This is a genomic window from Tardiphaga sp. OK246, from assembly GCF_900188215.1.
Taxonomy (GTDB): Bacteria; Pseudomonadota; Alphaproteobacteria; order Rhizobiales; family Xanthobacteraceae; genus Tardiphaga; species Tardiphaga robiniae.
Genome location: NZ_FZOX01000001.1, coordinates 758,758 through 779,343, shown reverse-complemented (window position 1 = coordinate 779,343; position 20,586 = coordinate 758,758). Strand labels below are relative to the sequence as shown.

Here is a 20,586-nt window from a genome sequence, read left to right as displayed (position 1 = left end):
GAGATGACTCTGATTTCTGATCACGTCGAAGCCGATATGCGGGGCCGCATCGTTGTGGTCGCGGAAAAGCTGTTTCGTGAAATCGGCTACCAGAAGACCACCGTCGCCGATATTGCGAAGGTGCTGCGGATGTCGCCGGCGAACGTCTATCGCTTCTTCGATTCGAAGAAGTCGATCATCTCGGCCGTGGCGCAGCGGTTGATGGGGGAAGTTGAAGAGGCCGCTGGAGCGATTGCTGAAAATCCGCAGCCGGCCGCCGCGCGGCTCCGCGAACTGCTGACGTCGATCCATGAGATGAATGCCGAACGCTATGTCGGCGATGCCAAGCTGCATGAGATGGTCGCCATCGCCATGGAAGAGAGTTGGGATGTCTGCACTGCTCATATGGAGCGCATCACCGTTACCATCGGCGGTGTCATCGCGGACGGTGCTGCCAAGGGTGAGTTTCAGGCTCCGGACGTCGAATTGGCAGCCATGTGCGCCTGCACCGCCATGATGCGCTTCTTTCACCCGCAGATGATCGCGCAATGTGCGACGAAACCTGGCCCGACCCTGGACCAGATGATCGACTTCGTTCTTGCCGGGTTGGCCCCGCGGGGCTAGACGATCTCTCTGACGTCAATTCAGGGGATCTTCCGCGTGACCGCATTCGATCTGCATTCCTACGAGCCCGTCAACGGCCACGGCCTCAAGCACGATCCCTTCAATGCCATCATCGGTCCGCGTCCGATCGGGTGGGTCTCCTCCCGAGATGCCAATGGACACGTCAATCTGGCGCCGTACAGCTTCTTTAACGCCTTCAACTACACGCCGCCGCTGATCGGCTTCTCCAGCATCGGGATCAAGGACTCCGCCCGCAACATGCAGGCGACGAAGGAATTCGTCTGGAATTTGGCCACCATGGATCTGGCCAAGCAGATGAACGCCACGGCGGCGCATGTCGGCCCGGAAGTCGATGAATTCGAGATCGCCGGCCTGACGCCGGTGCCGAGCAAGTTGGTGAACGTACCTCGTGTCGGCGAAGCCCGCGTTGCTTTCGAGTGCAAGGTGACTCAGATCATCGAACTCAAGGGCGCGAACGGCGCTTCGGCCAACGCCTTCCTCACCATGGGTGAAGTCGTCGCCGTGCATATCGACAAGACCCTGATCGTGGATGGCGTGTACCAGACCGCATTGGCTGGCCCGATCCTGCGCGCCGGCCGCCGCGGCGACTATTTCCACATCAAGCAGGACGCCATGTTCGAGATGAACCGGCCGGACTGAGGCCGGCTATTCTTCCGGCATTTCGGTCGCGCGACCACTGGTCACGCGGCGGGAAATCGCCTTTCGGGAACCGTTGCGGTATCCTGTCGTTAATGATGGCTCGATGCTGTCAAATTTCGCTTGAATTTCAATGCGAAAGCTAAGGTGACACCGACACCGTCCCGCTAAGAGCGTCTGCCTTTTGGCGCCCGTGGTCCACCCGGACTGCTGGTCGTCTCGATTGAGAGGAAGCCTCCATGAGCTCGTCCAGCTTGCGCCGTGATTATCTCACCAAGCCGATCTTTGGCTGGGCCAAGGGCGTGCTGCCGAAGATGTCGGACACCGAGCGCGAGGCGCTGGAAGCCGGCGACGTCTGGTGGGATGCGGATCTGTTCACCGGCAATCCGGACTGGGCCAAGCTGCTCGCCGTCAAGCCGGCCACACTGACCGACGAAGAACAGGCCTTCATGACCGGTCCGGTGGATCGTCTCTGCGAGATGATCGACGACTGGAAGATCAATTGGGAATTGCGCGACCTGCCGCCCGAGATCTGGGACTTCATCAAGCGCGAGAAATTCTTCGGCATGATCATTCCGAAGGAATTCGGAGGTCTCGGCTTCTCGCCTTATGCGCATTCGGAAGTGGTGCGCAAGATTTCGTCGCGGTCGGTGGTCGCCGCCGTCACGGTGATGGTGCCCAATTCGCTCGGCCCCGGCGAACTGCTGATGAAGTTCGGCACCGACGCGCAGCGCCAGCGCTGGCTGCCGCGCCTTGCCGATGGACGCGACATTCCCTGTTTCGGCCTTACCAGCCCGGAAGCGGGTTCGGACGCGGCGTCGATGATCGACAGCGGCATCATCTGCAAGGGCACGTTCGAAGGCCAGGAGGTTCTGGGCCTGCGCCTCAACTGGCACAAGCGCTACATCACGCTCGGCCCGGTCGCGACGCTGATCGGTCTCGCCTTCAAGGCCTATGACCCCGATCACCTCGTGGGCTCACAGGATGAGCTTGGCATCACGGTTGCGCTGATCCCGCATGATCTTCCGGGCGTCGAGATCGGCCAGCGCCATCTACCGTCGATGCAGGTGTTCCAGAACGGCCCGAACTGGGGCCGCGACGTTTTCATCCCGCTCGACTACATCATCGGCGGTCAGGAGCGGCTTGGTCAGGGTTGGAAGATGCTGATGTCGGCGCTCGCCGCCGGTCGTGGCATCTCATTGCCGTCGCTGTCTGCGGCCGGTGCCGCCTATGCCGCGCGCACCACTGGTGCCTATGCCCGCATCCGCGAACAGTTCAACATTTCGATCAGCAAGTTCGAAGGCATCGAGGAGCCGCTCGCCCGCATCGCCGGCACGGCCTATCTGCTCGATGCCGCGCGACGCCTGACCTCGGCGGCGCTCAATCTGGGCCATCATCCCGCGGTTATCTCCGGCATCATGAAGCTGCATGCCACCGAGCGCATGCGCATCGCCATCGACGATGCCATGGACATCCATGGCGGCAAGGCCGTCATCGACGGCCCGCAGAACTATATGGGCAATCTCTATCGCGCGGTGCCGGTGGGCATCACGGTTGAGGGCGCCAACATCCTGACGCGTAATCTCATTGTGTTCGGGCAGGGCGCCATCCGCGCGTATCCCTATTTGTTGCAGGAAATGAATGCGCTCGGCGATCCCGACAAGGCGAAGGGCTTAGAGGCCTTCGACGCCGCGTTCTGGAAACATATCGGCCACAGCGTCACCACGCTGTTCCGCGCCTGGGGCCGCTGCTGGACCGGTGGCGTATTCGCGCCTGCGCCGGATGCCGGCGATGCCACACAGTTCTATCGCCAGCTCTCGCGTTATTCCTCGGCCTTCGCATTGTGTGCCGACATGGCGTTGTTGACGCTGGGCGGAGCGTTGAAGCGCAAGGAAATGCTGTCGGCCCGGTTCGGCGATATTCTCTCCGAGCTTTATCTGCTCTCGGCTGCGTTGAAACGCTGGGAGGACGAAGGCCGCCAGCAGGACGACTTGCCGGCGCTTGAATGGTGTATGGCGTCCGGCTTCAAGACCATCGAGAACCGCTTTGCGGAGATTCTGGCCAACCTGCCGAACCGCTTTGTCGCCGGCATCCTCAAATTCATCGTGCAGCCATATGGTGCATCGGTGCTCGGGCCTTCGGATCGTGTGGTGCATCGCTGCGCGCAGATGATCCTAGAGCCGTCGGCGACGCGCGATCGCCTGACGCCGGACCTGTCGCATGTTGACGACGATCGCGGCCTGGCGCGGCTGGAGAAGGCGTTCAAACTGGTGACATCGAGTGACGATATTGCCAAGCGCATCCGCACGGCAAAGCTCAAGAACTGGAAGGATGCAGTGGCACAGGGCGTCATCACTCAGGCCGAGGGCGAAAAGCTCGCCGCTGCGCAAGAAGCCGTCAAGCTGGTGATCGAGGTCGATCACTTCGCACCGGAAGAGCTGTCGCCCGGCTATAAGAAGTCCGATAACGTGCACCAGTTCTTCCAGGAACTTGGTGAGCAGCGGGCAGCAAGCTGATGGCAAGACTTTCATGACAAGACCAGTCTATATCGTTGACGGCAGCCGGACGCCGTTCCTGAAGGCGCGCAGCGGTCCCGGTCCGTTCACCCCTGTCGATCTTGCCGTTCAATGTGGCCGCCCGCTGCTGGCGCGGCAGCCCTTTGCACCGGATGCCTTCGACCAGGTGATCCTTGGCTGCGTCAATGTCATCGCGGATGAGATGAACCCGGCGCGCGTCGCGGCACTTCGGCTCGGTATGGGCGAGGCGATGGTCGCCTTCACCGTGCAGATCAATTGCGGCTCCGGCATGCAGTCGATCGATACCGGCTATCGCTACATCCGCGAGGGGAATGCCGATCTGATCCTAGCCGGGGGTGCCGAAGCGCTCAGCCACGCGCCGCTGGTCTGGCCGCAGAACGGCGTACGCTGGTTCGCCGGGCTTGCCATGGCCAAGGGTGTGCTCGGCAAGGTGGCGGCGATCGCCAAGGCCCGGCCGGCTTATTTCAAGCCGATCATCGGCCTTGAGCGCGGTCTCACCGATCCGATCACCGACCTCAATATGGGCCAGACCGCCGAGAAGGTCGGGCATCTGTTCGGCATCACGCGTGCGCAGGCCGATGCCTATGCCGTCGAAAGCCACAAGCGCCTTGCGCATGCGCAGGAACAGGGCTGGCTGAAGGGTGAGGTCGAAACCGCCTTCGATCGCAAGGGCAATTTCTACGACCACGATGACGGCGTCCGCGCGGATTCGTCGATCGATAAGCTCGCGACACTGAAGCCGGTATTCGAACGTCCGTGGGGGCAGGTCACCGCCGGCAATTCTTCGCAGATCACCGATGGCGCATCATGGACGATTCTTGCGTCCGAAGAAGCGGTGGCGAAACATGGTCTCACGCCGAAGGCTGTGATCGTCGACAGCCAGTGGTCTGCACTCGATCCGTCGATCATGGGGCTCGGTCCGGTGTTGTCGTCGAACGATCTGTTGAAGCGCAACAACATGACGATTCAGGACATCGAGACCTGGGAGTTGAACGAAGCCTTCGCCACGCAGGTGCTCAGCTGTCTCGCCGCCTGGAAGGACGAGAAATTCTGCCGTGAGGTGCTCGGCCTCGATGGCGCCGCCGGCGAGATCGATCGTGCCAGGCTCAATGTCGATGGTGGTGCGATCAGCCTCGGCCATCCCGTTGGCACGTCTGGCAACCGTATTGTGCTGCATCTCGTCAATGCGATGAAGCGGCTTGGCACCAAGCGGGGTATCGCTACCGAATGTATCGGCGGCGGCCTCGGTGGCGCGATGTTGATCGAGACGGTGTGAGGGCGTCATGGACAGCAAGATCATGGACGTTCTTGGGGATCGCGTGCTCGAACTCGGGCCGGCTCCCGACACATCGGGCGCCTATCGCCACTTCAAGCTGACACGCGATGCCGATGGCATCGCGTGGCTGTTGTTCGACCGCGCCGATGCGAGCGCCAATACGCTGTCGGCTGTGGTGCTGGAAGAATTCGATCAGGTGCTGAATGCGCTGGAAGCTCAGCGCCCGACCGGCATCGTGGTTCGTTCGGCCAAGACGTCCGGTTTCATCGCCGGCGCCGACGTTAATGAATTTCGTGGCGCCAGCGATCCATTGGAAGTGGAAACGCAGATCAGCCGTGCTCACGCGGTGATCGACCGCTTCGAGGCGCTGAAGATCCCGACGGTGGCCGTCATTCACGGTTTCTGCCTGGGCGGCGGCCTCGAAGTGGCGCTGGCCTGCCAGATGCGCATCGCCATCGATGGTGCGCGGTTTGGTTTTCCTGAAGTGATGCTCGGCCTGCATCCAGGTTTGGGCGGCACGGCGCGTTTCACGCATCTGGTCAATCCGATGCAGGCGATGCCGCTGATGCTGACCGGCAAGACCATCGACGCGCGCAAGGCGAAAGCGATCGGCCTTGTCGATGCGGTGACCGAGGAGCGCCATGTCCGTAACGCCGTGCGCGATGCGGTGTTCGGCAAGCTCAAGCGCGCCAAGCCGAGTGCGCTGATCCCGATCATGAACTTCTCGCCGGTGCGCGGCATTCTCGCATCGCGCATGGTCGCGGAGGCCAGCAAGGCTGCGCCGCGCGAACATTATCCCGCGCCCTATGCGCTGATCGAGCTGTGGGAGAAACATGGCGGCGACCGTGCGGCGATGCTCAATGCCGAGAAGGCGTCCTTCGCCCGGCTAATGGTGACGCTGACGGCGCAGAACCTGATCCGCGTCTTCTTCCTGCGCGAGGCGATGAAGAAGCTCGCCGGTGACGGCAACACCATCAAACATGTCCATGTCATCGGCGCCGGCGCCATGGGCGGCGACATCGCGGCGTGGTGCGCGCATCAGGACATCCGCGTCACGCTGGCCGACATGAAGCCCGAGCCGATCGCGGGCGCCATCAAGCGGGCCGCCGATCTCTATAGCAAGATCATCCGCAAGCGCACCGATCAGCGTGATACGCTGGATCGCCTGATCCCCGATATGGACGGCGAGGGCGTACGCAATGCCGACCTCATCATCGAGGCGGTGTCGGAGAAGCTCGAACTGAAGCAGAAGGTCTATGCCGGCATTGAGCCGCGCATGAAGCCGGATGCGATCCTCGCCACCAATACATCGAGCATTCCCCTGCAGGATCTGCGCAGCACACTGGCGCGGCCGGAGCGGCTGCTCGGCCTGCACTTCTTCAACCCGGTGTCCCGCCTGCAACTGATCGAAGTCGTCAGCCATGACGGTGTGGATCAGGATATGCTGAAGAAGGCCACGGCTTTCGTCGGCGCAATTGATCGCCTACCGCTGCCGGTGAAGAGTTCGCCGGGTTTCCTCGTCAATCGCGCACTCACGCCCTACATGCTCGAGGCGATGATGCTGATGGAGGAGAAAGTCGACAAGGAAACCATCGACGCCGCCGCCGAACAGTTCGGCATGCCGATGGGACCGATCGAGCTGGCCGATCAGGTCGGGCTCGACATCTGCCTTGCCGTAGGCGACATGCTGCGCTCCAAGTTTGGCGACCTGCTGCCGCCGACGCCGGCCTGGCTGCGCGAGAAGGTCAACAAGGGCGAGCTCGGCAAGAAGACCGGCAAGGGCTTCTATACGTGGCGCGACGGCAAGGCCGAGAAGAGCTCCAGCGCGGTCGCAACGGCCCGTCCGACGCAGGAGATGATCGATCGCCTAGTGCTGCCGATGTCCAATGTCTGCGTCGCCTGTCTGCGCGAAGGCATCGTTGACAACCCCGATGTGGTCGATGGCGCAATGATCTTCGGCACCGGCTATGCGCCGTTCCGCGGCGGCCCGCTGAACTATGCGCGGACGCGTGGAACCGAGAATATCACCGCCACGCTGCGCACGCTGGCGGCCCGGTTCGGCGATCGCTTTGCGCCGGATGCCGGCTGGGAAACCTTTAAATGATGACTCAATTTGCGGCAGGCTTTGCTCATGACTGAATCAACGACGCAGCCAGTGACGGGGCTGGATGCGGAACCGACCGGCGATCTCACCATCCGCACGGTGGCGATGCCGGCAGATACCAATGCCAATGGCGATATCTTTGGCGGCTGGCTGCTCAGCCAGATGGATCTTGGCGGCGGCGTCTTTGCCGCCAAGGTGGCGAAGACGCGCACCGTCACCGTCGCCATCGAGGCAATGACCTTCCGCAAGGCCGTTCATGTCGGTGACGTCGTGTCCGTGCATGCGGAACTGGTGCGGATGGGCCGCACGTCACTTACCGTGCATATCGAGGCCTGGGTGCTTCGCCGCAACGAAAACGCCCCGATCCTGGTGACCGACGGCAATTTCACCTTCGTGTCCATTGACGAGGCGGGGCGCCCGCAGGTGATCAAGCGTCCGGACGCGACGATCTCGACCTGAGCAATTCTAAACACCGGCGGGAACGAAATACCTCCCCTGCAGTTAGTGGCCCGGAATATGCATCGCCTATCGCGTAGGGGGCCGCCATGTCAGACACTTACATCATCGAAGTCTCATCGCAGGCTGCCGGCATCGTGGTTCGCGATCCCGGTGGGTATAGGTTCTTCGCCGCGTCTCACCGTTTCAACCCGATGGAAGGCCAACTGTTTCGCAATGCGCGCGAAGCTGAACGCGCTGCCTTTCAATTCGCGCAGGGTATCCAAGCGGTTGTGACGCCCTAGAGGGCGACTCTCTTACGACATCGCAGCGGCGAAGCGCATGGCGCCTGCGCCGGTGATGCGTTGACCATTGCCGCCAACACCCGCACCATGGAACCGTTCGATCCGAGGTGCTGTCGTGACTGCTGGCCTGACCCATCGCCAATCCGAAATCCTGAATCATGCGCGCGCCTTTGGCCGCGTGATGGTCGATGATCTGGTGCGCCGCTTCGAGGTGTCCGCACAGACCATCCGCAAGGATCTCAACGATCTTTGCGACCAGCGCCTGCTGACGCGCATTCACGGCGGCGCCATCGTCGCCTCCGGCGTGGAAAACCTTGCTTACGAAGCGCGGCGATTCGTAGCCGCCGAAGAGAAGAAAGCCATCGGCGTCGCTGCCGCGGCGCAGATTCCCAATGGCTCGTCGCTGTTCATCAATATCGGGACCACCACGGAAGAAGTCGCCAGCGCTCTGACCAATCACGAAAACCTGCTGGTCATTACCAACAACCTCAATGTTGCGATGATGCTCTATCGTCACCCGCATATCGAGGTGATTGTCGCCGGCGGTACCGTGCGTCGCTCCGATGGTGCGGTGATCGGCTCCACGGCGATCAAGCTGATTGGCCAATTCAAGGTCGATTACGCCATCATCGGTGCCTCCGCGATCGACGAGGAGGGCGCGCTGCTCGATTTCGACTATCGCGAGGTGCAGGCGGCGCAGGCGATCATCGCCAATGCCCGCAGCGTCATGCTGGTCTGCGACTCGACCAAACTACGGCGTTCGGCGGCCGTTCGCATCGCCCATATCAGCCAGATCCAGACCTTCGTCACCGACGTGCCCCTGCCGCCCTCTTTGCAGGAGATTTGCCGGAGCCGGGGCGTGCAGGTTATTGCGGCCTTGCCGGGGTCCGCGGACGATTCTGACGATCTGGAACCCGAACCGACCCCACTCTAGAGCCTGTTTATAGCCCCAAAACGGGATTTCAAACCGTCACAGACCCCATTGCTTTCGTTTTTGGTTGTGGTTTAATCGAAAGCGAAAGCCAAATCGCTGAAAGCGAAGATGGCGCGTCCGAAGGAAGGCGCCAGACAATTGGCGCAGGAGGGGACACGGGGTGGGTCAGATCTACGACCTCGCAATCATTGGTGGCGGTGTGAATGGCTGCGGCATCGCCCGCGACGCCGTCGGCCGCGGCAATTCCGTGTTCCTTTGCGAGATGAACGATCTGGCCAGCGGCACCTCGTCGTGGTCGACCAAGCTGATACACGGCGGGTTGCGCTACCTCGAATATTACGACTTCAAACTGGTGCGCCACGCGCTGCTGGAGCGCGAAGTTCTATGGCAGATCGCGCCGCATATCATCCGCCCCTTGCGTTTCGTGCTGCCGCATCACGCCGGTCTGCGGCCCGCCTGGCTGCTGCGCTTGGGCTTGTTCCTCTACGACTATATCGGCGGCCGTAAACTTCTGCCCCCGACGCGCACACTCGATCTCACCCGCGACGAGACCGGCAAGCCGCTGGCGCCCGGCCGGTTCAAGCGTGGCTTTGAATATTCCGACTGCTCGGTAGATGATGCGCGCCTTGTCGTGCTCACTGCGCGTGATGCCGCCGACCGGGGCGCTGAGATCCGCACGCGCACGCGCGCAACCGAGATCAGGCAGGCCGACGGGGTGTGGCAGGTCACGGTGCAGGATACGGCGACGGGCGACCGCTCGACCATCAGTGCGCGCACGCTGGTCAATGCCGGTGGTCCGTGGGTCGAGAATGTTCTGGCGGTCGGTGCCGGCGTCAATGCGAAAGCGAAAGTCCGCCTCGTGCAGGGCTCGCATATCGTGGTGCCGAAACTTTACAGCCACGATCGTGCCTACATCTTCCAGAACGCCGATGGTCGTATCGTGTTTGCGATTCCCTATCAGGACGATTTCACCCTGATCGGTACCACCGATATCGATTATGACGGCGATCCCGCCGATGTGAAAATCTCTGCCGACGAGATCAATTATCTCTGCAAGTCGGTCAGCGAATATCTCGCCAGGCCCGTGCTGGCCGAGGACGTGGTGTGGACCTATTCCGGCGTGCGCCCGCTCTATGACGACGGCGCCAACGAGGCCAAGGCGGCGACGCGCGACTATGTGTTCGAGCTCGATCTGCCCGGCGGCCTGCCGCTGCTGTCGATTTATGGTGGCAAGATCACGACCTATCGCCGCCTTGCCGAAGAAGCCTTGCAGAAGCTAGCGCCGTATCTGAAGGGCACCAAGGCCAAGGAAGGCTGGACGGCCCATGCGACGCTGCCCGGTGGCGATTTCGACGTCTCTGCCGTCGATGCGCTCGTCGCAGAGCTGTTGCGCGACTATCCGTTCCTCACCCCGGCCCATGCCAACCGCCTGGCGCATGCCTATGGCACGCGCGCAGCGAAGATGCTGGGCACCGCGAAGTCGCCGGCCGATCTGGGTCAGGCCTTTGGCGCTACGCTGACCGAGCGCGAAGTGCGCTATCTCATGGCCAATGAATGGGCCGTCAGTGCCGAGGATATCGTGTGGCGCCGTTCCAAACTCGGTCTGCGCCTGTCGAAGGAAGAGATCGCGGCTCTCGATCAATGGCTGCAGGCTAATCGTGCCCAGCCCGCCAATCCAATGCGTGAAGCGGGAGCGCGGTCATGAGCGTCGCACTCGATCATGTCTCGCAGATGGTTGATGGCGTCACGACGATCCGTGACGTCTCGCTGACGCTGGAGCGCGGCACCTTGAACGTGTTGCTCGGGCCAACGCTGGCCGGCAAGACCTCGATCATGCGGCTGCTGGCCGGGCTCGACAAGCCAACGCAAGGCCACGTGTTGGTCGATGGCAAGGACGTCACCGGCGTCGATATCCGTAAGCGTTCGGTGGCGATGGTCTATCAGCAGTTCATCAATTACCCCTCGCTGTCGGTCTATGAGAATATCGCCTCGCCGCTGCGCGTGCAGGGCAAGCCGAAAGCCGAGATCGAAACCCGCGTGCACGAAGCTGCGGCCTTGCTCAAGCTTGAGCCCTATCTGAAGCGCACGCCGCTGCAACTCTCCGGTGGCCAGCAGCAGCGCACCGCCATTGCTCGCGCGCTGGTCAAGGGCGCCGATCTCGTGCTGCTCGACGAGCCGCTCGCCAATCTCGACTACAAGCTGCGCGAGGAATTGCGCACCGAACTGCCGAAGATTTTCGAGGCCTCTGGTGCGATTTTCGTCTATGCGACGACGGAGCCCTCCGAAGCGCTTTTGTTGGGCGGCAGCACCGTGTGTCTGTGGGAAGGCCAGGTTTTGCAGGTCGGCCAGACTTCCAAAGTCTATCGCCACCCCGAGACTCTCAAGGCCGCCGAAGTGTTCTCAGATCCGCCGCTCAATCTGGTGGCGATCGAGAAGAAGAATGGCAATGTGCATTATGCCGGCGGCGCGACGGCGCCCGCCAGCGGGCTCTACGCAAACCTCGCCGACGGCAGCTATCGCGTTGGCTTCCGCGCGCATCAGCTAGAAGTCGCCAGTGGTCTCGCCGGACGGCATGCATTTCCTGCGGAAGTGACCGTGACCGAAATCACCGGGTCGGAAAGCTTCGTTCATCTGAAGCGCGACGCGTCGAATTGGGTTGCGGTGCTGCAGGGCGTGCATGAATTCCTGCCCAGCCACATGCTCGACGCCGTGCTTGATCCCGCCAATCTGTTCGTCTTCGATGGCAGCGACCGTCTGGTCGCCGCTCCCAACACTGTGCAGGGAGCGTAATATGGCCCGCATCGATCTCGTCGATCTCGCGCAGTCCTACAGCGGCGCCGATGCCGATCTGGAGAGCTTTGCCCTCAAGCCGATCTCCATGACCTGGCGGCAGGGCGGCGCCTATGCGCTGCTCGGCCCATCCGGTTGCGGCAAGACCACGCTGCTCAATTTGATCTCCGGTATCGTGACGCCGACGCGCGGCCAGATCCTGTTCGACGGTAAGGACATCACGCCGCTGTCGACCCAGAAGCGGAACATCGCGCAGGTGTTCCAGTTCCCGGTCATCTACGACACCATGACGGTCGGCGAGAATCTCGCTTTTCCGCTGAAGAATCGCGGCGTGCCGAAGGCGCAGATCGATGCACGTGTCGCCGAGATCGGCGAACTACTCGATCTCACGCCTTATCTGGGTCGCAAGGCGACGCGGCTAACGCCCGATGCCAAGCAGAAGATCTCGCTCGGCCGCGGTCTGGTGCGCTCCGATGTCGCCGCCGTGCTGTTCGACGAGCCGCTGACAGTGATCGATCCCGCCCTGAAATGGGAATTGCGGTCGAAGCTGAAGGCGCTGCACCGCGCGCTGGATCTGACGATGATCTATGTAACTCACGACCAGACCGAAGCGTTGACCTTTGCCGATACGGTGGTGGTGATGCATGACGGCCGTGTCGTACAGTCCGGCACGCCGCAGGAATTGTTCGACAAGCCCGCACATACATTCGTCGGCTATTTCATCGGCTCGCCCGGCATGAATATCGTGCCGGCCGAAGTCAGCGGCCGCGAGGCGCGTATCGGCGGGCACGTGATCGCGCTGCAGCGCAGCTACGACAAGTTGCCAGCGGGCGCGACAATCGAAATCGGCGTTCGCCCCGAATTTGTCCATGTTGCGACGCCCGCGCCGGGCTTGCTGTTGGCGCAGGTCGAGCGCGTCGACGATCTCGGCCGTATCAGTTTCGCGCGCGTCCGCGTCGGCGGCGTCAAATTCGCCGCGCGCGTACCTCAGGGATTTTCTATTGCGGGGAGCGATGTCGGGCTGGTGTTCGATCCCAGCCGGGTGCACGTTTACGCGGACAGCCGCCTTGTCGAAGGGGTTGCATGATGGACAAGACCGTCAATCAAAAGGCCTGGTTCCTCGTCCTGCCGGTGTTTCTCATCGTGGCGTTTTCTGCGGTGCTGCCGCTGATGACGGTCGTGAACTATTCGGTGCAGGACACCTTCGGCAACAACCAGTTCTTCTGGAACGGCGTCGGATGGTTCAAGGAGCTGCTTGATCCGTCCAGCGATCTCGGCGGGCGCTTCTACGCGTCCCTGCTGCGCAATCTGGCTTTCTCCGCGATCATCCTCGCCATCGAAGTGCCGCTCGGCATTCTAGTCGCGTTGTCGATGCCGCGTGACGGCTGGCGCGTCGCAGCCTGCCTCGTGATCCTCGCGCTGCCGCTTTTGATTCCATGGAACGTGGTCGGCACCATCTGGCAGATCTTCGGCCGTCCCGACATTGGCCTGCTCGGCTATACACTCAACCACATGGGTATCGACTATAATTACGTGTCGAACGAGTTTGATGCCTGGGCCACCGTCATCGTGATGGATGTCTGGCACTGGACCAGCCTCGTCGCGCTGCTGTGTTACGCAGGCCTGAAATCGATCCCCGATGCCTATTATCAGGCGGCACAGATCGACGGCGCGTCGCGCTGGGCGGTGTTTCGCGCGATCCAGTTGCCGAAGCTCAACCGTGTGTTGCTGATCGGCGTGCTGTTGCGTTTCATGGATAGTTTCATGATCTATACCGAGCCCTTCGTGGTCACCGGCGGCGGCCCCGGCAATTCGACCACCTTCGTCTCCATTGAGCTTGTCAAGATCGCGCTCGGCCAGTTCGATCTCGGCAAGGCTGCGGCGCTGTCGCTGGTCTACAACATCATCGTGCTGATCGTGTGCTGGATATTCTACACCGTGATGACCAATGCCGGCGTCGATCACACCAAGCGTGAGGGAGCGGTCTGATGCATACGATCCCCGGACGCCGCATTATCCTGTTGTTGTTCCTGATCTTCCTACTGTTGCCGATCTACTGGCTCGTTAATATGAGCTTCAAGACCAATGGCGAGATCGTCTCGACCATGACGCTGTGGCCGCACCAGCCGACGCTGGAGAACTATACCCGCATCTTCACCGATGAGAGCTGGTATTCCGGTTATATCAATTCGCTGAAATACGTCATCATCAACACCATTCTCTCGATCTCCTTCGCTCTGCCGGCAGCGTATGCGTTCTCGCGCTATCGCTTCCTCGGCGACAAGCACCTGTTCTTCTGGCTGCTGTCGAACCGGATGGCCCCGCCTGCGGTCTTCGCGCTGCCATTCTTCAATCTCTATTCGGCGATCGGCCTGTTCGATACGCCGTGGGCCGTGGCGCTGGCGCATTGCCTGTTCAACGTTCCGCTCGCGGTGTGGATTCTCGAAGGCTTCGTGTCGGGGGTGCCGCGCGAGATCGACGAGACAGCGTTTCTCGACGGCTACTCGTTTCCGAAATTCTTTGTGAAGATTCTCGTACCGCTGATCGCATCGGGCATCGGCGTCGCTGCCTTCTTCTGCTTCATGTTCTCCTGGGTCGAACTGCTGTTGGCGCGCACGCTGACCTCGGTGAATGCCAAGCCGATCTCGGCGGTTATGACGCGCACCGTGTCGGCCTCCGGCATGGATTGGGGCCTGCTCGCCGCTGCCGGCGTGCTGACCATCATCCCCGGTGCCCTCGTTATCTGGTTCGTCCGCAATTACATCGCGCGCGGTTTCGCGCTTGGCCGGGTCTAGGAGGCCGTCATGGAAAACATCGCATGGATGGCCTGGACGCCGCCGACGGCGATCTTCTTTGGGCTGCTGGCATTGACGCTGGGCACCATGACTTGGCTCGCAGTCGCCTATCCCGAGGCCGAACGCATCGGCATCCTGCGCATTCCCACCACGCGCGGCGACCGGCTGTTCCTGTCGCTGATCGCAGCGGCCGTCATCCACCTGTTGTGGATCGGCTTCGTCGGCAGCGATCCGATCGCGACGCTGCCGATCGGCGAGGAGGGAGTTGAAATCTCGAATCTGTGGTTCGGGACATTGATTTCGCTGGTCTCGGCGGTGGCAATTTTTCGCACCGTCTGACCGGCATGGACTGCAGTCTCGGGATGAACCCGGGCCTGAAACAGAAGTGAGGGAGGAAGCTATGAGGCACCTGACGACACAGGCACGTCGCCCGACGCGCCATATCATGATGACCAGCGCTGCTGCGTTGATCACGGCGACTGCGTTGCTCGCCGCACCGGCCAAGGCCGACGACGCCACCATTCAGAAGTGGATCGACAGCGAATTCCAGCCATCGACGCTGTCGAAGGCAGAGCAGCTGAAAGAACTGCAGTGGTACGAGAAGGCCGCGCAGCCGTTCAAAGGCATGGAGATCAATATCGTCTCCGAAACCATCACCACGCACGAATACGAATCGCGCACGCTGGCCAAGGCGTTCTCCGAAATCACCGGCATCAAGCTGAAGCATGACCTGATCCAGGAAGGCGACGTGGTCGAGAAGCTGCAGACCCAGATGCAGTCCGGCAAGAACGTCTATGACGGCTGGATCAACGACTCCGACCTGATCGGCACGCATTTCCGCTACGGCCAGACCATCGCGCTGTCGGACTACATGACCGCAGAAGGCAAGGACGTCACCAGCCCGACGCTCGACGTCAAGGACTTCATTGGAACGTCCTTCACCACCGCGCCGGACAAGAAGATGTATCAACTGCCCGACCAGCAGTTCGCCAACCTTTACTGGTTCCGGTACGACTGGTTCACCAATCCCGACTACAAGGCCAAGTTCAAGGCCAAGTATGGCTACGATCTCGGCGTGCCCGTGAACTGGTCGGCCTATGAAGATATTGCCGAGTTCTTCACCAACGACATCAAGGAGATCAACGGCGTCAAGGTCTATGGCCACATGGACTACGGCAAGAAGGATCCGTCGCTCGGCTGGCGTTTCACCGACGCCTGGCTGTCGATGGCCGGCAACGGCGACAGGGGTCTTCCGAACGGTCTGCCCGTCGATGAATGGGGCATCCGCATGGAAGGCTGTCGTCCTGTCGGCTCCTCCGTCGAGCGCGGCGGCGATACCAACGGTCCGGCAGCGGTCTACTCGATCGCGAAATACCTCGACTGGATGAAGAAGTATGCCCCGCCGCAGGCGCAAGGCATGACCTTCTCGGAGTCGGGGCCGGTGCCGGCGCAGGGCAATATCGCCCAGCAGATGTTCTGGTACACCGCCTTCACCGCCGACATGGTGAAGCCGGGTCTTGCGGTCATGAATGCCGACGGTACGCCGAAGTGGCGCATGGCCCCGTCGCCGCATGGCTCGTACTGGAAGGAAGGCATGAAGCTCGGCTATCAGGACGTCGGTTCGGGCACGCTGCTCAAGTCGACGCCTGCCGATCGCCGCAAGGCAGCCTGGCTCTATCTGCAGTTCATCACCTCGAAGACGGTGTCGCTGAAGAAGAGCCATGTCGGTCTCACCTTCATCCGTGAGAGCGATATCTGGGACAAGTCGTTCACCGAACGTGCGCCGAAGCTCGGCGGTCTGGTCGAGTTCTATCGCTCGCCGGCCCGCGTGCAGTGGTCGCCGACCGGCAACAACATCCCGGACTATCCGAAGCTGGCGCAGTTGTGGTGGCAGAACATCGGCGATGCGTCGTCCGGTGCGAAGACCCCGCAGCAGGCGATGGACTCACTGGCCGCAGCTCAGGATTCGGTGCTCGAACGTCTTGAACGATCCAAGGTTCAGGGCGAATGCGGACCGAAGCTGAACAAGAAGGAAACGGCCGAGTTCTGGTATGCGAAGTCCGCCAAGGACGGCAACATCGCGCCCCAGCGCAAGCTGGCCAACGAGAAGCCGAAGGGCGAGACGGTGGACTACGACACGCTGATCAAGTCGTGGCCCGCGACTCCGCCGCAGAAGCGCGCGTCGAACTAAGACGAGTTTTCTGAACAAACAAAAAAGGCCGGGAGCGATCCCGGCCTTTTCTCTTGCTGTCATTCCGGGTTCGCGCCCGCAAAGATGCGTGTGCGCCCCGGAATGGCGGCGTACTTACTCCGCTGCCTGCTTCGCGCCCAGCACCGGATAATCCGTGTAGCCCTTGGCGCCGCCGCCATAGAACGTCGCCTTGTCGGCATCGTTGAGTGGCGCGCCGGTCTTCAGCCGCTCGACCAGATCCGGATTCGAGATGAACGGCTTGCCGAAGGCAATCAGGTCGGCGGCATCGGCCGCGAGTACCTTGTTGGCCAGCGCGAGATCGAAGCCGTTATTGGCGATATACGTTCCACTGAAACGCTTGCGCAGGCTGACATAGTCGAACGGTGCCACGTCGCGCGGACCGCCGGTCGCGCCTTCGACGACATGTAGATAGACCAGCTTCTCGGCGCTGAGCCCGTCGGTGATGTAGTCGAACAGCTTTTGGGCCTGCGTGTCGGCGGCGGCATCGTTGGCCGGCGTCACCGGCGAGATGCGGATACCGGTTCTGTCGCCGCCGATTTCCTTGGCAACTGCCGCGGCCACTTCCAGCATTAGTTTGGCGCGGTTCTCGAGCGAACCGCCATAGGCGTCGGTGCGCTTGTTGGTGCTGTCACGCGCAAATTGCTCAAGCAGATAACCGTTGGCGCCATGGATCTCCACGCCGTCGAAACCGGCTTCGACCGCATTGGCAGCGCCGCGTGCGAAACTGTCGATGACGCCTTGAATTTCACCCAGCTCCAGCGCGCGGGGCTCCGAGACGTCGGTGAAGGTGTTGTTGACGAAGGTCTTGGTGTTGGCGCGGATCGCCGAAGGGGCCACCGGCGCGCCGCCATTCGGCTGGAGGCTGACATGCGAGATGCGGCCAACGTGCCAGATCTGCATATAGATATGACCGCCCTTGGCATGCACGGCCTCGGTCACCTTCTTCCAGCCGGCGATCTGCTCCTTGGTGTAGATGCCCGGGACGTCCTGATAGCCCTGGCCCTGCTGCGAGACGGGTGTGCCTTCGGTTACCAGAAGGCCGGCGCTGGCACGCTGGCTATAATATTCGACCGCCAGCGGGTTAGGTACGTTGCCCGGCAATGCGCGATTGCGCGTCAGCGGCGCCATCACCGTGCGATTGGTTAGCGTGTTCGCACCAAGCTTGTAGGGTTCGAAGAGTTTGGACGTGCTCATGATGAATGATCCAGTCGATGAAGGTGAAATCGAATTGGGCATCATGCAGCGCATTGGCAATACCGCTGCGCTGCATGTCGTTGGTTCAGGATAAAACAATCGTGGCGATGACGGATTGAATGATCATGATCTCTCTATCGGTCGGCCAGTAGCCGAATATCCTTTGGTGATGGTCCGGCTTACTACGCGCCGAGGAAGTCGCGCTTGCCGATCTCGATGCCGCTATGCCGGAGAATGCCGTGGGCGATAGCGACGTGGAAGTAGAAGTTCGGCAGCGAGAAGCTGCTCAAATACTGCTGGCCCGTCATGGTTGTGGTCTTGCCGCCGCCGATCGGAAACGTGACCTCGCGTGCGTCGGCGCCTTCGAATTGAGCCGGCGTGAAGCCCTTCACATAGTCCATCGCCTTGGCCAGGCGCTGTTTCAATTCGCCGAAGGTTTTCTCGGTGTCCGGTACCGACTGAGGGTCGTTCTGGGTGAGCCGGGCGCAACCACGCATCGCCTGGTCGCAGGCGACCTGAACCTGGCGAGAGAGCGGCAGCATGTCGGGATAAAGCCGCGCGCCGAGCAAGGCTTCCGGCTCGATCTTTTTCGCGGTGACGTGGGCCTCAGCCTTGTCGAGAATGGCGGAGAGGCTGCCGAGCATCTGCAGATAAGCAGGCACGGCGGAATCGTAAAATGACATGTGATGCTCTTTTTCGGTCGATTGTGGCTGCGCAGCGGTGACGACCCGGAAGGGTCAAGAAAGATGCTGCTGCATGGACTTGGGGCGCGGCCAGCCGAATTCAACCGCCCCAGCCTTACAAAAGAGAAGAAATTTCGAGCATGATCCCGAGATGTGGATACCGTTTCTCGGATCAGATAAATCAGGCTCTAGCGCCCGGATTTCAGCGCCGCCAACAATTCAGCCGTCGGCCAGGAGTCCGCGGGCAGGCCGAATTTGACCTGCATGGCTTTGACAGCCGTGCGGCTCTGCTGGCCCAGGATGCCGTCGATCTTGCCGACATTGAAGCCGCGCTTCGCCAGCAGTTGTTGCAGCTCGCGCAGTTCGGGATGTGACAGCTGCGCGACAGGGGCGGAGGGCTGCCGCATCTTGGGTGCGCCATTGATGCGGGTGGCGAGATAGGCCGCGGTGGTCGAATAGATCAGCGAATTATTCCATTCGGTATAGGCGGCGAAATTCGCGTAAGCGAGGAAAGCGGGACCGTGCCGGCCCATCGGCAGCAGCAGCGATGCCGGCATGCTGTCATTTGGCAGCGGCCGTCCATCGGGATAACTCACGCCGAATGACGCCCATTTGGCGCGCGGCAGTTGAATGGTGAGATCGGCCTGATCCCACGGAATGTTGTCGGTGACGCGCACCTCTTGCAGCCATGGTTCGCCGCGCCGCCATTTAAGGCCCGTGGAAATGTAATGCGCCGTCGAGCCGATCACGTCGGCCGGGCTGCGCAGCAAATTGCGATGGCCATCGCCGTCGTAGTCGACGGCATAGTTGAAGTAGTGCGTCGGCAGGAACTGCGTCTGGCCGAGTTCGCCGGCCCATGAGCCGATCATCTCGGCCGGCGACAGGTCGCCGCGATCGATGATCTTCAGCGCGGCGATGGTCTCGTCCTGAAACATCTTCGAGCGCCGGCAATCGTAAGCCAGCGACACCAGCGAGCGCAGCGTCTGCAGATTGCCCATCTGCACGCCGAAGTCGCTCTCCAGTGCCCAGAACGCCGCGATGACCGCGGGCGGCACACCATATTCCTTCTCGGCGCGCGCAAAGGCTGCGGCGTTCGCCTTGATCTTCAACTGCCCGTTCTGCATCCGGTAATCCGCCGCCATGCGGCCGGCGAATTGCGTGAACAACTGCCCGAACACCCGCTGCCCGCGGTCGCGATTGACGATGCCTTGATCGTAGACGAGATAGGGCGCCGCTTCCGCCATCGCGCGCTGCGATACCCCGCTAGCGACAGCCTGCTGTTTCAGCCCGGCAAGGAATTGGTCGAAGCTCTGGCCGCCATGACAGGACGCTGCGCGCTGCGCGGAGGCGGGGGAGGTGAAGGAGATAAGGGCAGATGCTGCAACGAGAATTGTGAATCGCACAGACATTCGCAGCATGAACCAGACCTCTCCGCTGTCGTACCCGGACTTGATCCAGGCATCCATCTTTCTCCCACACTAACATTCAAGATGGATGGCCGGGTCAAGCCCGGCCATGACATGTCATACAAGCATCAGCGCTCGAGGACCCACCGTGTCACGGCCTGATGAAAATTCAACGGTCCGGGTACGGTCATATGGGTCTTCACATACTTGAAGCCGGCTTTTTGCAAGGTTCGATTCGGCCCGATGTTGAAGGCATTCGGCTCGCAGAACAGCGATCTCAGCTTCAGCATATCGAAATAAAGTGCGGCGCTCTGGCGGACGCATTGAGTGCCGATACCGCTCTGCCGTTTATCCGGGTGCAGCACGTGAAGATGCATGGTGGCGCTTTCGCCATAGACGATCTTGTCACAACTGGAAAATCCGATGGGCTGATCATCCATGAGCCACAGCGCAACAACGGCGGCGCGGCGTTCCGGCGGGAGGGCATATTGTTGGCCGATACGCTCCTGCCAGATCAGCGCCGGCGGCATCCTCGTTGGATCGACGCCCATCGCTTCCAGGAATTCCGGCGTGGCATTGTGGAAATAGGTGCTGACGACGTGAGCTTCGGACGGCAGCATTTCCCGGACCAGCAACGTCATCAATGGCCTCAATG

19 protein-coding genes are annotated in these 20,586 nt (G+C 61.4%); 15 read left to right on the top strand and 4 right to left on the bottom strand.

Translation table 11 applies throughout. The annotated features are described in order from the left end of the window. The first annotated feature begins 3 nt into the window (after nucleotides 1–3). The 15 genes from CHC01_RS03845 to CHC01_RS03775 all read left to right on the top strand — a co-directional run bounded on the left by CHC01_RS03845 (nucleotide 4) and on the right by CHC01_RS03775 (nucleotide 16,627). The gene (locus tag CHC01_RS03845; protein ID WP_089262602.1) at nucleotides 4–603 is read left to right on the top strand and encodes a TetR/AcrR family transcriptional regulator; all 600 of its coding nucleotides are present in this window, start codon (nucleotides 4–6) and stop codon (nucleotides 601–603) included. Between the two features lie 36 nt (nucleotides 604–639). Further along, entirely contained in the window at nucleotides 640–1,263 is a 624-nt protein-coding gene (locus CHC01_RS03840) for a flavin reductase family protein (RefSeq protein WP_089262600.1), read from the top strand. A 236-nt stretch (nucleotides 1,264–1,499) separates the two neighbouring features. After that, nucleotides 1,500–3,776, top strand: coding sequence for an acyl-CoA dehydrogenase (locus tag CHC01_RS03835; protein ID WP_089262598.1), 2,277 nt, complete (start codon nucleotides 1,500–1,502; stop codon nucleotides 3,774–3,776). Between the two features lie 13 nt (nucleotides 3,777–3,789). Beyond that, nucleotides 3,790–5,073, top strand: a complete 1,284-nt coding sequence (locus tag CHC01_RS03830) for an acetyl-CoA C-acetyltransferase (RefSeq protein WP_089263640.1) — start codon at nucleotides 3,790–3,792, stop codon at nucleotides 5,071–5,073. Between the two features lie 7 nt (nucleotides 5,074–5,080). After that, complete coding sequence (locus CHC01_RS03825) at nucleotides 5,081–7,177, top strand: 3-hydroxyacyl-CoA dehydrogenase NAD-binding domain-containing protein (protein ID WP_089262596.1); 2,097 nt, start codon at nucleotides 5,081–5,083, stop codon at nucleotides 7,175–7,177. 27 nt (nucleotides 7,178–7,204) lie between these two features. Then, nucleotides 7,205–7,636, top strand: coding sequence for an acyl-CoA thioesterase (locus CHC01_RS03820; protein ID WP_089262594.1), 432 nt, complete (start codon nucleotides 7,205–7,207; stop codon nucleotides 7,634–7,636). Between the two features lie 86 nt (nucleotides 7,637–7,722). After that, nucleotides 7,723–7,917, top strand: a complete 195-nt coding sequence (locus CHC01_RS03815) for a hypothetical protein (RefSeq protein WP_089262592.1) — start codon at nucleotides 7,723–7,725, stop codon at nucleotides 7,915–7,917. 115 nt (nucleotides 7,918–8,032) lie between these two features. Continuing rightward, nucleotides 8,033–8,851 carry a DeoR/GlpR family DNA-binding transcription regulator gene (locus CHC01_RS03810; RefSeq protein ID WP_244558198.1) on the top strand — a complete coding sequence of 273 codons (819 nt, stop codon included), beginning with the start codon at nucleotides 8,033–8,035 and terminating at the stop codon, nucleotides 8,849–8,851. Nucleotides 8,852–9,011: 160 nt separating this feature from the next. Then, nucleotides 9,012–10,556, top strand: coding sequence for a glycerol-3-phosphate dehydrogenase (gene glpD / locus CHC01_RS03805; protein ID WP_089262590.1), 1,545 nt, complete (start codon nucleotides 9,012–9,014; stop codon nucleotides 10,554–10,556). Then, nucleotides 10,553–11,641 carry an ABC transporter ATP-binding protein gene (locus tag CHC01_RS03800; protein WP_089262588.1) on the top strand — a complete coding sequence of 363 codons (1,089 nt, stop codon included), beginning with the start codon at nucleotides 10,553–10,555 and terminating at the stop codon, nucleotides 11,639–11,641. The genes glpD and CHC01_RS03800 overlap by 4 nt, the downstream gene beginning before the upstream one ends. Before the next feature lies 1 nt (nucleotide 11,642). Next, nucleotides 11,643–12,728, top strand: a complete 1,086-nt coding sequence (locus CHC01_RS03795; protein ID WP_089262586.1) for an ABC transporter ATP-binding protein — start codon at nucleotides 11,643–11,645, stop codon at nucleotides 12,726–12,728. Continuing rightward, entirely contained in the window at nucleotides 12,728–13,630 is a 903-nt protein-coding gene (locus CHC01_RS03790; RefSeq protein WP_068733714.1) for a carbohydrate ABC transporter permease, read from the top strand. Before CHC01_RS03795 ends, CHC01_RS03790 begins: the two co-directional genes overlap by 1 nt. Continuing rightward, nucleotides 13,630–14,436, top strand: a complete 807-nt coding sequence (locus CHC01_RS03785) for a carbohydrate ABC transporter permease (protein WP_089262584.1) — start codon at nucleotides 13,630–13,632, stop codon at nucleotides 14,434–14,436. The genes CHC01_RS03790 and CHC01_RS03785 overlap by 1 nt, the downstream gene beginning before the upstream one ends. A gap of 9 nt (nucleotides 14,437–14,445) precedes the next feature. Beyond that, the gene (locus CHC01_RS03780; protein ID WP_089262582.1) at nucleotides 14,446–14,775 is read left to right on the top strand and encodes a DUF2160 domain-containing protein; all 330 of its coding nucleotides are present in this window, start codon (nucleotides 14,446–14,448) and stop codon (nucleotides 14,773–14,775) included. 61 nt (nucleotides 14,776–14,836) lie between these two features. Further along, a complete protein-coding gene (locus CHC01_RS03775; RefSeq protein ID WP_089262580.1) occupies nucleotides 14,837–16,627 on the top strand; it encodes an ABC transporter substrate-binding protein in 1,791 nt (596 codons plus the stop codon). Nucleotides 16,628–16,741: 114 nt separating this feature from the next. On the opposite strand, the gene CHC01_RS03770 is transcribed toward CHC01_RS03775, so the two are convergent. The 4 genes from CHC01_RS03770 to CHC01_RS03755 form a co-directional block, all read right to left on the bottom strand. Next, nucleotides 16,742–17,842, bottom strand: coding sequence for an alkene reductase (locus CHC01_RS03770; protein WP_089262578.1), 1,101 nt, complete (start codon nucleotides 17,840–17,842; stop codon nucleotides 16,742–16,744). 182 nt (nucleotides 17,843–18,024) lie between these two features. Beyond that, on the bottom strand, nucleotides 18,025–18,525 hold the full coding sequence (locus CHC01_RS03765) for a DUF1993 domain-containing protein (RefSeq protein WP_089262576.1): 501 nt from the start codon (nucleotides 18,523–18,525) through the stop codon (nucleotides 18,025–18,027). Between the two features lie 188 nt (nucleotides 18,526–18,713). Then, the gene (locus CHC01_RS03760; RefSeq protein WP_502695622.1) at nucleotides 18,714–19,943 is read right to left on the bottom strand and encodes a lytic murein transglycosylase; all 1,230 of its coding nucleotides are present in this window, start codon (nucleotides 19,941–19,943) and stop codon (nucleotides 18,714–18,716) included. Nucleotides 19,944–20,059: 116 nt separating this feature from the next. Then, nucleotides 20,060–20,572, bottom strand: a complete 513-nt coding sequence (locus tag CHC01_RS03755; protein WP_089262574.1) for a GNAT family N-acetyltransferase — start codon at nucleotides 20,570–20,572, stop codon at nucleotides 20,060–20,062. Between the last annotated feature and the right edge of the window lie 14 nt (nucleotides 20,573–20,586).

Coding starts and splice junctions, on each gene's coding strand:
- CHC01_RS03845 (WP_089262602.1), top strand. CDS start 4: ATGACTCTGATTTCTGATCACGTCGAAGCCGATATGCGGGGCCGCATC.
- CHC01_RS03835 (WP_089262598.1), top strand. CDS start 1,500: ATGAGCTCGTCCAGCTTGCGCCGTGATTATCTCACCAAGCCGATCTTT.
- CHC01_RS03830 (WP_089263640.1), top strand. CDS start 3,790: ATGACAAGACCAGTCTATATCGTTGACGGCAGCCGGACGCCGTTCCTG.
- CHC01_RS03825 (WP_089262596.1), top strand. CDS start 5,081: ATGGACAGCAAGATCATGGACGTTCTTGGGGATCGCGTGCTCGAACTC.
- CHC01_RS03820 (WP_089262594.1), top strand. CDS start 7,205: ATGACTGAATCAACGACGCAGCCAGTGACGGGGCTGGATGCGGAACCG.
- CHC01_RS03815 (WP_089262592.1), top strand. CDS start 7,723: ATGTCAGACACTTACATCATCGAAGTCTCATCGCAGGCTGCCGGCATC.
- CHC01_RS03800 (WP_089262588.1), top strand. CDS start 10,553: ATGAGCGTCGCACTCGATCATGTCTCGCAGATGGTTGATGGCGTCACG.
- CHC01_RS03795 (WP_089262586.1), top strand. CDS start 11,643: ATGGCCCGCATCGATCTCGTCGATCTCGCGCAGTCCTACAGCGGCGCC.
- CHC01_RS03790 (WP_068733714.1), top strand. CDS start 12,728: ATGGACAAGACCGTCAATCAAAAGGCCTGGTTCCTCGTCCTGCCGGTG.
- CHC01_RS03785 (WP_089262584.1), top strand. CDS start 13,630: ATGCATACGATCCCCGGACGCCGCATTATCCTGTTGTTGTTCCTGATC.
- CHC01_RS03780 (WP_089262582.1), top strand. CDS start 14,446: ATGGAAAACATCGCATGGATGGCCTGGACGCCGCCGACGGCGATCTTC.
- CHC01_RS03775 (WP_089262580.1), top strand. CDS start 14,837: ATGAGGCACCTGACGACACAGGCACGTCGCCCGACGCGCCATATCATG.
- CHC01_RS03770 (WP_089262578.1), bottom strand. CDS start 17,842: ATGAGCACGTCCAAACTCTTCGAACCCTACAAGCTTGGTGCGAACACG.
- CHC01_RS03765 (WP_089262576.1), bottom strand. CDS start 18,525: ATGTCATTTTACGATTCCGCCGTGCCTGCTTATCTGCAGATGCTCGGC.
- CHC01_RS03760 (WP_502695622.1), bottom strand. CDS start 19,943: ATGCTGCGAATGTCTGTGCGATTCACAATTCTCGTTGCAGCATCTGCC.
- CHC01_RS03755 (WP_089262574.1), bottom strand. CDS start 20,572: ATGACGTTGCTGGTCCGGGAAATGCTGCCGTCCGAAGCTCACGTCGTC.